Source organism: Xylella taiwanensis (assembly GCF_013177435.1).
GTDB classification, from domain to species: Bacteria; Pseudomonadota; Gammaproteobacteria; order Xanthomonadales; family Xanthomonadaceae; genus Xylella; species Xylella taiwanensis.
In genome coordinates, this window is record NZ_CP053627.1 from 738749 (window position 1) to 752782 (window position 14034).

Sequence of the window (14034 nt, forward strand, 5' to 3'; positions counted from 1 at the left end):
CGACGGTGTCGGGTGTGGGGCGAATTCTGGTGTTGTATTAAGTTACTCATTTGCACGTGACGATGGTGGTGGCTGGGCTATATGTGCGCACCATGTGGTCCAGTGGATCGGTAATATGCCGTGTTCGCTGCCGCTATGCGGTGGCCAGTACACTGCCCCAGCTGCAGAATCGATGCTTGGGATATGGCAGTGTGGACTATGGTTGCAATCATCGTTGCTGGACTGAGGATGGTCGGCATGGTGGTGATGTTGCATGTCCAGAACTGCACCATACTCGATTTTCATTGTTAAACCAAATAAAATCAATGAATTGCAAAGCTATGCCCGCTCCGCAATAGTGGTATCGCTCCGCAATTCACCGCGTGGGCGTGGCCTTGGTTCCCTTGCGCTTACGCACATAATGTTCTGTCATCGTCACTGATGCGTGTCCCAGTTGTGCCTGTGCTTGACGAATGTCCCCGGCCAAATCGGCCTTGTCAGTCGCCGCCTTGGCGCGCAGGTCCCGAAACTGAAAGGCGTCCTTCGCTATCCCCGCCGTAGCCCGCGCGCTATTAAACCTGTAGCGTAATCCTGAACAACTTAATTCCAGGCCTTTTGCATCCACAATCAAACGTGTACTACGCAGCTTCAGCCCGCGCTTGCGGGCGAGGATCCGATCCAGCAAGGTTGCTAGTTCACCAGAGATTTCAATCGCTACCTTGGCCCCCGTTTTGCTTTGGCGAATCACCAACGCCCCATCCATGAGCTGCCGCTCATCCATCGCGACCACATCGGCCACACGTTGCCCGGTCAGGTAGGCAAGGTCCATTGCATCTTTCAGCGTTTGATCCGCGGCGCTGTAAACCGCACGGTACGTCGCATCGTCTACATACACGTCACGTCCGCGTTCCTTGTGACGGCGGATGCCCCCACAAGGGTTAGGAAGGTCCGTGATGCCCTTACTCCGCGCCCAATTCCACAGATGCGAAAACACCGATATTTCACGATTGGCACTCACCCTTGAGGTGCGCCAGTCCAGGTACTGCCGGATATTCACCGGCTTGATGGACTCAAACGGCGCTGGGGGATCATCGAAAAACTCCAGGAGTGAAGTTAGGAAGCGAAGCTGTATGCGCTGTGTGTTGAATGCCTTGGTGGGGAGCACCTCAGCGCGGTAACGGTCGGCGACATGGCGAAATGTGACTGCAATTGCAGGAGCAATCTGCTCACGCTCCAGCTCAGCCCAACGCTTGATGGCTAAACCATAGTCGCGGCCCAGGGGCGTCTCTTTCCGGGGTTTGCCGCCATGATCGTAGTAGTAATGCACCACACCGGACTTTTGACGACGCACGCGGAATCTTGGAATCGCGCCTACTTTGGTTGGTTTACGTCCCATCAAGCAACCTTGTTAGGCTTCCAGACAGACGGAACCGCCACCGGAGGTGACACCCCGTCAATGGCTGCACGCAGGACAACCGGCCAATCATGTGCATCCAGATAATGCCGAATGCCATTCTTTCTAAGAAACGCCGCTTGTCGAGTGCGCTGCGGTGTCCCGCACAACTGGGACACCTCACTTCTTGAAAGGCATAAGCCGATGGCGGGACCTGTGTTACGTATTTGTTTTGCTCGGTGCTCAGTCATTAGCGGACTCCTCAACGTGCTATGTGTTCGGTGTTGCAAAGGCCCTGATAGGGATTACGCCCAGCTATTCATTGCAGGCAGAGAGGCTTTGCAGCGTATTGGCCTGAACGCTTCATCCACGTTGGTGACACAGAACCATTGGCCGTCAAAACCATTACCCGCATCATCAAACTTGGCGTTATGCGCATCGCTGATACGAATCCACTGGATGATTTTATTGTTGACCTGCGCATTGCCATGAATCGTGCAGGTGATGCTTGAATCAGGAGCGCTCACACTCCCTACTCTGGGATGGCCGTCTGGGTCGGTATAGGACTGCGTGATGGCAACCTCGACAATGACATCAATGCGGTGGCAATGCGTCGTGACGGCACGCAGGTCAATATCATTGGCAAGCCTGGTGCGCGGCATTCCATGTGCCATACGTATCTCGGTGTTTATCTTCCCAGGCGTAATGTCAGCCAGGGCCGCCGTGACTTGAGATTTAGCGACGTAATGCTGATACATCGGCACAGAGGTACCTGCGAGAATGGAAATAATCGCAAGCACCATCATGAGTTCGATTAAATGAAACCCTTGCTGCTTTTTCATAGCGAATCCCTCCTTTTCACGGCATCAAGTAATAGGTCTTGGACTTCGCGTTTGGATTCGCGGCGCGCCATGACGAGCTCATCCACCGTGCCGGCGGCGATGATGTGGTGAATGAACACCGGGCGGTTGTGTCCGGCTTGGGCCTGCCGTGTGGGGCCGATGCGCTCGATGATCTGCTGGTACTGCTCCAGGTCCCACCAGTGACCGAAGAAGGCCAGAATGTTGCCGCCGTCCTGAAGGTTTAGTCCGTGACCGGCGCTGGCCGGGTGGGTGAACAACACGGGGATATGTCCGGCGTTCCAGTCCCTGATCGTGTCGGGGTGTTTGTCCAGGACACGGCCTTGAGGGAAGGCGCGCTGTAAACGGGCTAGATCGCTTTTGAAGTGATACGCCACCAGCACGGGCATACCGGCGGCCTCTTCGATAATGGCGTCCAGGGCATGCAGTTTGGCGTCGTGGACATCGGCCCAGGCGCGGCGTGTGGCGTCGGTGTACACCGCGCCATTGGCCAGTTGCAAGCACTTGATCGTTTTGCTGGCCGCGTTAAAGGCTTCAACTTCAGCGCCACATTCCAGCGCCAGCCACATTTCTTGCTCCATCGCTTTGTACATGCGCTTGGCATGCTCCGGCAGCGTGACGCGGATGGTATTCACGATTGGCTGGCGCAGGTCGAAATAGTCGCCGGGCTCCAGCGACAGACACACATCACGCACCTTGTCTTGAATCTCTTTAAAGGCGTTGGGTGTGGGCACCACGCGCACGGCGTGGGGATCGCTGCCGATGCGGATCGGGCGGAACCATCTATCCGTGAACTTGCTAAAACTACTCTCCAGGCGTGCGCCCCGATCCACCATCCACAGTAGCGCCCACAGATCCTGTAACCCGTTAGGCGCAGGGGTGCCGGTCAAGCCGATGTAGCGTTCAACTTTGGTATGTACATGCTTGGCCAGGGCGCGGGCGCGCTGGGTCCCGCGCCCCAGTCTGAAACCTTTCAGCTTGGAGCATTCGTCGGCAACCACGGTGCGAAACGGCCAGCGCTCCCCGAAAAACTCCACCATCCACTTCAGATTGTCGTAATTAATGCAGTAGATATCGGCCTGCTGCTGCAAGGCACGGCGGCGTACCGCGGCGCTGCCCACGGCCACGGCCACGCGCAGGTGGCGCAGGTGCGGGAACTTGGCCACTTCATCCGGCCAGGTGCTCGCGGCCACGCGCAGCGGGGCCACAACTAAGATGGGGGTCACCGCTTCGGCCAGGATGAGCACATCTAGGGCGGTGAGCGTCGACACCGTCTTGCCCAGGCCCATCGGCACAAACAGATTGCAGCGCGGATGGGTCAGAATGAAATCAACGATCCTGTGTTGGTAGGGGCGTAGTGTCATGTGATACCTCGTCCATGCCGCCGCAGATGAGCGCTGCTATACTCGCCATCACATGCGGGTAAGGTAGGGTTATTCGTGGCATTAGCGGCGTTCGATACATTGAGTTTTGCTAACCAGCTTAAAAACGCGGGGGTTCCTCCTGCGCACGCCGAGGCACAAGCCGAAGCGTTAGCGGAGGTCTTCGAAACGCATCTGCAACAACTTGCGACAAAGGCCGATCTGCGCGAGTTGGAGCTGAAGCTTGAATCGAAAATAGATAAAGGTTTCGCTGAAATAAAAGGCGAAATGCTGCTACTCAAGTGGATGTTTGGTGTTCTTGTGGCGGGCGTTGCGACGCTCATTGCCAAAGCGTTTTTCTGAGTCATTGCAGCACCTGATCTACGCCTTCAAAGGAATCGACGACTTCCACGCGCTGCCCCATACGGCGCATGCGCTCGTGCTCGCGTAGTTGCAGTGGCCTGCACTGCTCACCGGGGGCTTTGAGTTCGATCCACAGGGTGCTGCCGGGCAGCATGGCGATGCGGTCGGGCGCGCCGTGACGACCGATCCACTTCACCTTGCGGATTTCACCGCCTTTGGCCCTGACTCGCGCCACTAAATAGCGTTCGATGCTGCGTTCATGTAATACGTTCATGGGCTAGTGCTTCCTATAGCGCTGGGTTTCAAAGCCTTCAGCGGCCAGCGGCAGCCCGGCGGCCCAGGCGGGCGCGGTGGTCATCAGCGCCGCCAGGTGCCCGGCATTGAAGGCGCTGTGGGTTGCCGCTTCGGTGATGATTTCGTCGTGCACCGTCAGCACGATCTGATACCCGGCGGCCTCAATGCGCGGCATGCAGGCAGCCAGCACGTCACGGCTCACGGCTTGGGTGATGTTCTCGACCAGTTTTCCGCCATAGGTGGCGATCCGGGTCCATTGACGGGTGGCGGGGTGGGGTCCCATGTAGGACAGGGCCCCGTCCGCATCTACTCTCGCTGCTGGGTAATGGAGCAGGCGTCCGGACGGCAGACGGATACGTAACCAGGCATTGGCATAGTGCAGCTTCAAGCGGCGGCAGGAGCGGACCGTGCCGGGGTGGGTGATGGCCTGTACAGCGGCGGCCTGCACATCACTCCAGAAGGTGACGATCGCTGGGTGGGCCTGACGCCAGGCGCGTTTGAACACATCGCACATCAACCACGCACGCTCGGACAGCTCGAAGGTGGGGCGCTGGGTGTCCCTGGTCCATTCCAGGGCGCGAGCGGCCTCCTGGAGCAGCACCGGCGGCAGCGTGGCGTGGGCCTGTGCGGCCATGTCATCTAGGTCAATGCGGTATAGGGCGGCGAACGCGGCGAAGGCCCCCACCCCGCCGCCATAGCCCAGCGCCAGTTCTTGCACTTTGCCGATGTGGCGCTGCTGCTTGGTCACAGCCTCTTGGGCGATCCCGAAAGATTGGGCGTAGGCCCGCTTGTACAGATCCGGGCCTTGTCGGACCGGCTCCCCCTGGGCATCACGATGCAGGGCGATGGGCGCGCCGCACCGTGCCGCCTCCGTGATGGCCGCGCCGCTATACCACAGCCCATCCACGCCTTGGCAGGTGTCAAAGGCGCTGAAGGCGTGCAGTTTGCCTTGCTCACCGGCCAGCCACGCCAGCACCCGCCCCTCAATAGTGGACAGGTCCGCATTGATTATTGAATGGGCGAGACGCCTCAAAGCCGCCGCACGAGCGCTTTTACGGTGACCAACCAAATCCGCAGGCAGGGAAGTTTGATCGAGGTCACCGTGTCCGACTGTAAACAACAGGAATTCTGCAATGAGCAACCCTGGTGAATTACTGGCCCGTCTTACCCCGGGCACGGTCCGGTACGGCGTGCCCCACGGCGGCACGCCCGATCTCACCGCACAGGACATTGCGCATGGACTGGCGTTAGTGCCTGCCGGTTTAGGGCGTGATGTGCTGGAAGCGTGCTGGTGGCCAGATGGCGCGGCGTTGCGGCGCAGCCACTTACGCGATACGGACGTGGCCCTGGTGGTGCGAGAGATCCAGCGCCAGCAGCAACGCTTGGCCGAAGCACGCACCGATCTAGGCATTGCCAAGGCGTGCTTGGGCTGGAGCGGTCCGGTGACCAGTGCGCAACGTGCCGAACGTGACCGTGCCGCGTTACGGCTGGAGCAGGTCAAAGACAGCCTCTGGCCACAAACGACGTTGGACATGCTGCCCGCCCTGGTCGCGGCGGTCATCTCGGAGATGGCGCAGCCTTCTTTGTGCCCCTCTTGCTATGGCCGGGGGGAACGGCGTGTGGGCGCACTGCTCAAGGTGTGTGATGTCTGTAACGGTAGCGGCATTGTTGCGATGAGCGACTGTAGGCGTGCGGCGGCCATTGGCCGGGATGAGGCGGCATACCGCAGGAGATGGCGTGGCGTGTACGAGTGGTTGCTGGAGCAGATGCGCCACGCGGAACGACAGGCCGCCTTGGAGCTGCACGAGGCATTGCGTAGGGAAGCGGCGTGAGGGTTAAGGCTATATTCTCCATCAATTGTATGTAGCTACGAACGTAGATATAATTGCTGTATGAAACTCGAGTGGGATGCTGCAAAAGCGGCACTGAATTTGCAAAAGCACGGTGTCGCTTTTGAGGATGCTACCCGTGTTTTTCTTGACGGTGGGCGTATTGAAAGCTACGACGGACGCGAGGCTTACGGGGAAGATCGTTGGGCCACTATCGGACAGGTCTATACAGCGGTGCTGTACGTGGTCTACACCGTCAGGCATGAAGACACTATCCGCATCATTTCCGCACGAAGGGCGCTTTCTCATGAGCAAAAGCAATACCGTGAAGCTAACGCTTGACCCAAATAATCCTCCAGTTTTGAATGACGAACAAAAGACGCGACTGGCTGCATTAACCGCGATGCCTGACGATCAGATCGACACAAGCGATGCGCCGTTCAAACCGGATGCCGTTTGGGCGAAGGCCGTCGACTTCCCGCATGTAAAAAAATTGATCTCGCTGCGCATTGATGAAGACGTTCTGAACTTCTTCCGCCACACCGGCAAGCGCTATCAGACGCGCATCAATGCGGTACTACGCTCCTACGTGGAAGCGCATAGGCCGCGCCAGAAATAAGTCGTTACATCCTCATGTGGTGCGTGTTATTGAGATGTAGCGTAGTGCGGCATTGATGCTGCCGCACTTTCCCCCCTAATCTACGCGCCTGAGTGGTGATCCCGCACATTTGTTTTTGCCGCCATCGCGCGATTTCCCTCCAAGCCCTGTGCACCCGCAGGGCTTTTTTTATTGAGCACAGACCGCCTCCGGGCGGTTTTTTGCGTTGCGGAGAACGGCTATGAACCTAGGAACCGAAGGCATCGCCCTCATCAAATATTTTGAAGGGTGCAAGCTGACCTCGTACAAATGCCCGGGTGGCAAGTGGACCATTGGCTATGGTGATACCGGGCCTAGCGTGGTGCCTGGTTTGAGGATTACGCAGGCAGAAGCCGAGACGCGCTTTCACACCCGGATGTCTAAGGAATTCGTGCCGGGGGTGCGTCGGAGGCTGCGCGTGCCTGTCACCCAATATCAATTCGATGCGCTGGTCTCGCTGGCTTACAACATCGGCTTGGGGAATTTGGGGATCTCAACGTTGCTGCGCAAGCTCAATGCGGGAGATGTCACAGGCGCGGCGGAGCAGTTCAAAGTGTGGAAATACGCCGGTGGCTGTATCTCTGACGGCTTGATCATACGGCGCGCCGTCGAACGTGCGTTGTTTGAAGGCAAGGACTGGCGCGCGTTAGCGCAGGAACTGGGTGCCGCGCATGCTGCAAAGCGGAAGCAGCAGCGTCATGCAGTGAAGGACCGGCGTGCTTGACCTCACCGACATGCCCCTATGGAAGGAATTGTTTTGTGTGGGCTTGGCGATGATGGCCGGAACGCTGGGCTATTGCATGCGCACGCTTGATGAAGGCGGGAAGCTGCTGTGTTCGCGGGTGTTGGTTGAAACCCTCAGCGCGGGGCTGGTGGGCTTATGTGTCATGTGGGGGTGTGACGCGCTCGACATGAGCCAGTCCATCACGTTTGCCACGGTCGGGGTGTCTGGGTTGATCGGCACCTCCAATAGTCTGGAGTTCATCCAACACTGCATCTCCCCAAAAATGAGTTCTAAAAAGAGACCCTCTGATGATCGTTAAACGGATACGCCGGATGCGTCAGCATCTGCCCAGTGTGCGCCTGCTGATCGAGTACACGATGATTGGGGCCCTAGTGGCGCTGATCGGTCATGCGGTGCTGGCGTGGTCTGAACGTAGCCAGTTAGCGCAGCGTGCCACGCACCTGGCGCAGCAACTGGCCCGTGTGGAAAGCACCTTGGAGCAGCAGATCGCGATTAACCGTGATCAGGATGAAGCGATTGCACGGCTGCGCTCCTTACGCGAGATCGACAGGCACGCCCTTGCGGGCCTGCATACGGATTTAAACCGGATCACCTCCCGGGACCGCGTTTTACGGCAGCGCCTCACCCACCTGGAGCATTTGCACGATGAGGCTAAAACCTTTCTGGATACTGATGTGCCTGACGTGCTTGGGTGCCTGCTCGACGGGAGCACCTGTCAAGACGATCACGGTCGTCCAGAGCCGCGTTGAGGTGGCTGCCCCGCCACAGGAATTATTACGCCCTTGCGAGGAGCCAGTGCTGCCGCGTGTGGCGACGGTGCGTGATGTGCTTGAGCATGCGCTGTCATGGCGTGTGGCCTATGCGCACTGCGCCGCTCAAGTGCGTTGTCTTGCGGCGTGGACCCAGGCGGCTAGCCGTGATCAAGCCTGGCAGCCCGACGGGTGCGGCGCATTGGAGCCGGAGTGAACGCATGGACATGAGCACCACGCCAGCGGCGGCCTATACCCTTCACGAGGGAGACGCGCTGCGATTGCTGTGCGAACTGGAGAGCGCCAGTGTCGATGCGGTGATGACCGACCCACCGTATTGCTCCGGGGGGATGCGAATGGCGGATCGATTTAAATCGACGGGCGACAAATACCTCAACTCCGATACTCAACGTAGGTTTCCAGACTTTGAATGTGACTTCCGCGACCATCGCGGTTTCCTGGCTTGGTCCAGTCAATGGCTGTCTGAGTGCCATCGCGTGACCCGCCCTGGCGGCGTGTTGTTAGTCTTTATCGACTGGCGCATGTTGCCGACGCTGACCGACGCGGTGCAAAGTGCCGGTTGGGTGTGGCAAGGCATTGTGGTGTGGGACAAGACGCCTGCCTGCCGTCCTCATGTGGGCCGGTTCCGCAGCCAAGCCGAGTATGTGGTGTGGGCGTCGCGCGGGCATCTAAATACCAAAGCGCATCCCGTGATTCTGGACGGCGTGTTCAGCGTTAACGTTACCGCACATGAGAAACAGCATCAGGTGGGTAAGCCGCTGGCATTAATGGAGCATTTGCTGCGGATCGTGCCGCCGGGCTCGACGGTGCTGGATCCGTTCGCCGGAAGTGCGACAACGGGCGTGGCCGCCTTACGCACCGGGCACCGCTTTATCGGGATGGAACTATCACCGGGCTATTGCCAGGTGGCCCGAAAACGACTGGCCGCATTGGAGACGGAGTGATGGCTTGGAAAAAGGGGCAATCAGGCAATCCAAGCGGCAGGACGGTGGGTAGTAAGAACAAGCACACCGCCGCGATGAAGCATGCCTTTCTAGAAGCATTCGACATGCTCGGTGGCGTTCCCGCACTGGTGGCCTGGGGTGAGAAGAGCAAGACAGAGTTTTACAAGCTGGCGGCGCGGCTGATCCCCACTGAAACCCATGTCACCGGAGCACTCCACGTTTAAAGAGACCGATGACGCTGAACTTGATGCCGCCATTGCAGCACTGGCCGCCGAAGCAGGCGTTAGCCTTGCTGCTGGAGGAACGCGCCCGCCGCCGCCGCACCGATCGCCTGACCGACTACCGGCCCTATCCGAAACAGCGCCAGTTTCACGCGATGGGCGCCGCCGTACGCGAACGGCTGCTGGCGGCGGGTAATCAGCTGGGCAAGACGCTGTGCGCTGGGCATGAAGTGGCAATGCACCTGACGGGACGCTATCCGCCGTGGTGGACGGGTAAACGGTTTGCCCGCGCTAATCATGGGCTGGCTGGATCTGAAACAGGAGAACTCACCCGCCGCGGCGTGCAGCGCATCTTGCTAGGACGGGACGTAAAAACGGACATGGGCAGCGGCGCGATTCCAGGCGCGTGCATCCAGGGCGTGACCTGGGCGCGTGGTGTTCCGGAACTGGTCGATACCGTGTATGTCCAGCATCGTCGCTGATTCATGGTATGCCTTGTTGTTGCATGCCGATGTTGGTACAGCCGTGGTCGGATTCTATATCTGCAGTTCTGACGGATGTTGCTGTTATGCGCATACTTGCAGGCATCATCTGCCTAAACACCTGTGGCTGCGGGCTTGCTTTGGCTGGTAGTGCAGGACTGGTTGCATCTGCTCGGACAGGTGGTATTGGCTGTTATTCTGGATCAACGTCGTCCCATGCAGCACTTGGTGCATTACCAGTGGTTAACTGGGTATGTAGTGCAGTCGCCTGGATCCGGTGCCGGTGTCTGCCTGATGGTCGATACGTGTCACGGCTCAGCATCATGGGGCGCACACGGTGGTGAATCAACGGATGTGGAGCGATGTGTGCAGGTGATGCGTGAGCTTCTTTATGCAGTGACTCAATGGCCGGTACATGTTATCTCGCCGGTATGAAATTGGTTTGGATACCGATTCGAATGAGGTAACGATCGGCCTGGGTAGTCGTCCTGATCGACAACGGTGTGCGCTTGATAACCAGCACACTGGCGGCTGAGTGAGAATCGGGTGATCCTCTAACTGTGTGTTCAGGCTGCTGCGTTCGTTGCTTGGGTGCCCGTGCTAATAATGCCCCCCGCTTGGATGCCAATGTGAGTGTGTAGATTGTGTGGTCGACATATCTTTCAGAACCCTGCCATCATGCCAAGCCGAGTAATTTTAATCCGTTGTCGGTGCGTATGCCTGGTCGAATTCGGGATTATCGTGTTCTTTTCGATACTGTTCGCTAGTGATTGCTCCTAATACATCATCATCCACTGCTGCACTTGTTTTTGCGGACCGATTCTCTGATCGGTTTGCCGGATTTATTCAATACGTTGGACGATTCAGAAGTTCATGGGCGATGTAAGCAGGCTGGATGCCTCAGCGTGTTGCTTCTGGATGAGATGGTCATCGTTAGCCAGATAGCCACATCTTGAAGGATGTGCCACCGCTGACGGTGAGGCCAACGGGTTTATCTTTGCTGCTGCTGAGCGATGGCGGCAACGTGCAACCCAGGGTATGTCAGATTTCGTTTGTATTCGCTGATATTGACATACTGCATTGGGAGCGAATGAGTCAGGATGATCGTTATGCTGTTGAGTGATGAAGTGTGAAAGTGGGGCGAAGGCGTGTGCCAGTCCGGCCCAGGTTCAATGCCAATCAACCATTGTTGGTGGTCTCCAAAGTCCTGTGATGGGTCGCTCGTAAAGGCGGTGCGTGGCGCCACTCACCAGCTGAATTGGATCCCTGATACACCGTGTACATGAGCATTGTCCAATGATAACGAAACGATGTCTGGCCCCGCTTTGCGTTTGCGTGAGTGTCATTGAGGATGACCCATCGACAGTCGGTAAGTAGATCATGTGCGGTGATAGTGCTTTGTGACCATTCCTAAGTTAACACTCATGCAATGCCTGCCAAATGAACGTGAGCGGTGACCATGTTTTCTTGATTGCAGGTGTTGCACTGACACAGTGACTGAAAAGCATCACGCCTCATCAAAAGTCCGTTCCGGGTTTAAATAAGCGCGCATAATTGAATTCTATTGTTACTACGGAGTCTTTTAATGAAGCTGTACATCTCGCCAGGCGCTTGCTCTTTGGCCGACCATATTCTGCTGCGGTGGGCTGGTTTTTCGTTCGACCTGCAGGTTCTCGACCATAAAGGTATGAAGGAACCCGAATACCTTGCATTGAATCCCGCAGGTGCGGTGCCAGCGTTACAAGTGGACGACTGGGTACTGACTCAAAATGCAGCTATTCTCAATTACATTACTGATCTTGCTCCTGCCGAGTGTGGGTTGGCTGGCGATGGTAGTCCGCAGGCGAGGGCGGAGATCAACCGCTGGATCGCTTTCGCCAATGCGGATGTACATCCCACGTTTTGGCCACTCTTTGGGGGGACTGCCTATTTGCAGGATCAACAACTGATCGCACGCACTCAGGACAATGCTCGGCAGAAATTACGCGTGTTGTACCAGCGTGCTGATACACATTTAAAACATCACAAGTGGCTTGCTAACGGACAGCGTTCCGGTGCCGATGCGTATCTCTACGTGACACTGCGATGGGCTAAAAAGGTCGGTGTAGATCTTTCTAATTTGGATGCGTTAGAGGCGTTCTTTCAGCGCATGGAGACGGATCCTGGGGTACATGCTGCTTTACAGGCGGAAGGGCTGATCTGACTGTTAATAGCAAGGTACGTCTTCGTGCGTGGGTGCCTTGCGGCCAGTGTGGTTGCCAAGTCAGGACGGAATGTCTTGAGCAGTTTCAATCCAGGGAAGCCAATGTTCCAAGTAAATTAGGAAGCGATGGGCGCCGGATATCAGTCGGCGCCCAGTAGCTGCTACAGCTCAATTAACGCAGCAAATGGGCGACACTGGCACGCTCTTCTTCCAATTCGGCTCGCGTTTTGTCGATGCACGTTTGGCTGAAGGGGTCGATGGGCAGATCTTTGACGATGGTGTATTCACCATTGATTGTCATGACTGGGAAACCAAATATCATCTCTTCAGGAATGCCGTAGGAACCGTCCGATGGCACTCCCATCGTGACCCACTTGCCGTTGCTGCCCAGCACCCAATCACGCATGTGGTCAATGGCTGCATTGGCTGCCGAAGCTGCTGAAGACAAGCCGCGCGCTTCTATGATCGCGGCGCCACGCTTGCCGACAGTGGGAATGAAGCTGTTAGCGTTCCATGCTTGGTCGTTAATCGTCTCGGCGACCAGAGTGCCATCGGCGGTGGCGAAACGGTAATCCGGATACATAGTCGGGCTGTGATTGCCCCACACAATGAGTTTTTCAATTTTGGCGACAGGCTTACCCAGCTTGGTCGATAACTGACTCAATGCGCGATTGTGGTCTAGGCGTAGCATCGCGGTAAAGTGCTTCGAATTCAGATCTGGGGCCGACTTCATTGCGATGTAGGCGTTGGTGTTGGCTGGATTACCAACGACCAGTACCTTGACATCACGTCGAGCGACTTTGTTCAAGGCTGCACCTTGGGTGGTAAAAATCTTGGCGTTCTCCAGTAGCAGGTCTTTGCGTTCCATCCCTGGGCCACGGGGGCGGGCACCTACTAGCAACGCCACGTCGGCGTCCTTGAATGCGACTTCTGGATTATCGGTACTGACCATGCCGGCTAGTAACGGGAACGCACAGTCCTCAAGCTCCATCATCACGCCCTTAAGTGCGGCCTGTGCTGTATCGTTGGGTAGTTCCAGCATCTGGAGTATCACGGGCCTGTCTTTGCCAAACATTTCTCCAGCAGCGATGCGAAACAGCAATGCGTAGCCGATCTGGCCTGCAGCGCCGGTCACAGCAACACGAATAAGTGCTTTCATAGGATGTTTCTCTGTGCTGAATGAAGTGATTTAGAGCTGGGGGGGGGGGGGGATGCTTTGGGAACACGGCAATTACTGTGGGAGGGAATGTCCACACAAGTGGAATAAGGCTGCCCGTGGCGAGAAGGACGTTCAACATCAGGTAGCAAGAATCGTGTTCCACTCGATGACGCGATCGGCTTTAAGGGCTAGTGCACCATCAACATCGCCTTCAATCGTGATCTTGTTGATGATGTCGCCCTGGGCAATCGTGTCGACCACGTCCTGGCCATCGAGTACTTTCCCGAATACCGTGTGCTTGCCGTCCAGCCATGGGGTTGGGACATGAGTGATGAAAAACTGGCTGCCGTTTGTGTTAGGACCCGCATTGGCCATCGACAGGGAGCCGCGCTCATGGCGCACGCCATTGTTGGTTTCATCCTCGAAACGGTAGCCTGGACCACCGCGGCCGGAACCCTCGGGGCAACCGCCCTGAATCATGAAATTGGCAATCACACGGTGGAAGTTTAAGCGGTCGTAGAAGCCACGTTTGGCTAAATTGACGAAATTAGCGACGGCTAAAGGGGCTTTGTCAGCGAATAGATTGATCTTGATCGGACCGCGGGCAGTATCGAAATGAGCAATGAGATGCATGCAGATCCTTTCCTTAAAATGAGTGGTTTCGCATGAAGTAAGGGCATAAGAATACACCTGGGGACCAATTGTTGCTTCTTCGTCCAGATCCCCTTACCAACGCCGGTAGCAAGTCTGGAATAGCTTTAGTTTGCTTGTACGAGTGATTGTCCAACGCGAAT

At 56.9% G+C, this 14034-nt stretch carries 21 protein-coding genes; 13 read left to right on the forward strand and 8 right to left on the reverse strand.

The genetic code is table 11. From position 1 onward, the window contains the following. Positions 1–355: 355 nt before the first annotated feature. The 4 genes from PLS229_RS03095 to PLS229_RS03110 are packed head-to-tail and all read right to left on the reverse strand — an operon-like array spanning position 356 to position 3596. Positions 356–1375, reverse strand: coding sequence for a tyrosine-type recombinase/integrase (locus tag PLS229_RS03095; protein ID WP_038270998.1), 1020 nt, complete (start codon positions 1373–1375; stop codon positions 356–358). Beyond that, positions 1375–1623 (reverse strand): DUF4224 domain-containing protein, encoded by a 249-nt coding sequence (locus PLS229_RS03100; RefSeq protein ID WP_081755423.1) that lies wholly within the window; start codon positions 1621–1623, stop codon positions 1375–1377. Before PLS229_RS03100 ends, PLS229_RS03095 begins: the two co-directional genes overlap by 1 nt. Positions 1624–1677: 54 nt before the next feature. Further along, positions 1678–2214, reverse strand: a complete 537-nt coding sequence (locus tag PLS229_RS03105; RefSeq protein ID WP_038273354.1) for a pilin — start codon at positions 2212–2214, stop codon at positions 1678–1680. Next, positions 2211–3596 carry a DEAD/DEAH box helicase gene (locus PLS229_RS03110; protein WP_114867068.1) on the reverse strand — a complete coding sequence of 462 codons (1386 nt, stop codon included), beginning with the start codon at positions 3594–3596 and terminating at the stop codon, positions 2211–2213. The genes PLS229_RS03105 and PLS229_RS03110 overlap by 4 nt, the downstream gene beginning before the upstream one ends. A 75-nt stretch (positions 3597–3671) precedes the next feature. On the opposite strand from PLS229_RS03110, the gene PLS229_RS03115 reads away from it, so the two are divergent. After that, a complete protein-coding gene (locus PLS229_RS03115; RefSeq protein WP_114867078.1) occupies positions 3672–3956 on the forward strand; it encodes a DUF1640 domain-containing protein in 285 nt (94 codons plus the stop codon). Position 3957: 1 nt separating this feature from the next. Here the strand turns inward: PLS229_RS03115 and PLS229_RS03120 are convergent, their stop codons facing one another. Then, entirely contained in the window at positions 3958–4230 is a 273-nt protein-coding gene (locus PLS229_RS03120) for a PDDEXK family nuclease (protein ID WP_114867070.1), read from the reverse strand. A gap of 3 nt (positions 4231–4233) precedes the next feature. After that, the gene (locus PLS229_RS12135) at positions 4234–5427 is read right to left on the reverse strand and encodes a DNA polymerase family A protein (RefSeq protein WP_230428169.1); all 1194 of its coding nucleotides are present in this window, start codon (positions 5425–5427) and stop codon (positions 4234–4236) included. Between PLS229_RS12135 and PLS229_RS03130 the strand changes: the two genes are divergently transcribed. From PLS229_RS03130 to PLS229_RS03185, 12 genes are all read left to right on the forward strand, one after another. After that, positions 5384–6082, forward strand: coding sequence for a hypothetical protein (locus PLS229_RS03130; protein WP_114867079.1), 699 nt, complete (start codon positions 5384–5386; stop codon positions 6080–6082). The two genes, PLS229_RS12135 and PLS229_RS03130, sit on opposite strands and share 44 nt — an antisense overlap. Positions 6083–6142: 60 nt before the next feature. Then, positions 6143–6421 (forward strand): BrnT family toxin, encoded by a 279-nt coding sequence (locus tag PLS229_RS03135; RefSeq protein ID WP_038273333.1) that lies wholly within the window; start codon positions 6143–6145, stop codon positions 6419–6421. Next, the gene (locus PLS229_RS03140) at positions 6387–6698 is read left to right on the forward strand and encodes a BrnA antitoxin family protein (protein WP_038273331.1); all 312 of its coding nucleotides are present in this window, start codon (positions 6387–6389) and stop codon (positions 6696–6698) included. The genes PLS229_RS03135 and PLS229_RS03140 overlap by 35 nt, the downstream gene beginning before the upstream one ends. 220 nt (positions 6699–6918) lie before the next feature. Continuing rightward, a complete protein-coding gene (locus PLS229_RS03145) occupies positions 6919–7440 on the forward strand; it encodes a lysozyme (RefSeq protein WP_114867080.1) in 522 nt (173 codons plus the stop codon). After that, positions 7433–7759, forward strand: coding sequence for a phage holin family protein (locus tag PLS229_RS03150; RefSeq protein WP_038272732.1), 327 nt, complete (start codon positions 7433–7435; stop codon positions 7757–7759). Before PLS229_RS03145 ends, PLS229_RS03150 begins: the two co-directional genes overlap by 8 nt. Continuing rightward, a complete protein-coding gene (locus PLS229_RS03155) occupies positions 7749–8210 on the forward strand; it encodes a hypothetical protein (RefSeq protein ID WP_038272730.1) in 462 nt (153 codons plus the stop codon). Before PLS229_RS03150 ends, PLS229_RS03155 begins: the two co-directional genes overlap by 11 nt. Beyond that, the gene (lysC, locus tag PLS229_RS03160; protein ID WP_236632890.1) at positions 8134–8427 is read left to right on the forward strand and encodes an Rz1-like lysis system protein LysC; all 294 of its coding nucleotides are present in this window, start codon (positions 8134–8136) and stop codon (positions 8425–8427) included. Before PLS229_RS03155 ends, lysC begins: the two co-directional genes overlap by 77 nt. Before the next feature lie 10 nt (positions 8428–8437). Continuing rightward, positions 8438–9175 (forward strand): DNA-methyltransferase, encoded by a 738-nt coding sequence (locus tag PLS229_RS03165; protein ID WP_038272739.1) that lies wholly within the window; start codon positions 8438–8440, stop codon positions 9173–9175. Further along, entirely contained in the window at positions 9175–9399 is a 225-nt protein-coding gene (locus PLS229_RS03170) for a DUF5681 domain-containing protein (protein ID WP_038272724.1), read from the forward strand. The genes PLS229_RS03165 and PLS229_RS03170 overlap by 1 nt, the downstream gene beginning before the upstream one ends. An 8-nt stretch (positions 9400–9407) precedes the next feature. Further along, positions 9408–9878: a terminase large subunit domain-containing protein gene (locus PLS229_RS03175; protein ID WP_051482379.1), complete on the forward strand. Its 471-nt coding sequence runs from the start codon at positions 9408–9410 to the stop codon at positions 9876–9878. Between the two features lie 123 nt (positions 9879–10001). Further along, positions 10002–10313 carry a hypothetical protein gene (locus PLS229_RS03180; protein ID WP_038272721.1) on the forward strand — a complete coding sequence of 104 codons (312 nt, stop codon included), beginning with the start codon at positions 10002–10004 and terminating at the stop codon, positions 10311–10313. Between the two features lie 1150 nt (positions 10314–11463). After that, positions 11464–12081: a glutathione binding-like protein gene (locus PLS229_RS03185; RefSeq protein WP_038272719.1), complete on the forward strand. Its 618-nt coding sequence runs from the start codon at positions 11464–11466 to the stop codon at positions 12079–12081. A gap of 172 nt (positions 12082–12253) precedes the next feature. Here PLS229_RS03185 and PLS229_RS03190 read toward each other — a convergent pair whose 3' ends face one another. Then, entirely contained in the window at positions 12254–13240 is a 987-nt protein-coding gene (locus tag PLS229_RS03190) for a malate dehydrogenase (RefSeq protein ID WP_038272716.1), read from the reverse strand. Between the two features lie 138 nt (positions 13241–13378). Further along, positions 13379–13873 carry a peptidylprolyl isomerase gene (locus tag PLS229_RS03195; protein WP_038272714.1) on the reverse strand — a complete coding sequence of 165 codons (495 nt, stop codon included), beginning with the start codon at positions 13871–13873 and terminating at the stop codon, positions 13379–13381. Between the last annotated feature and the right edge of the window lie 161 nt (positions 13874–14034).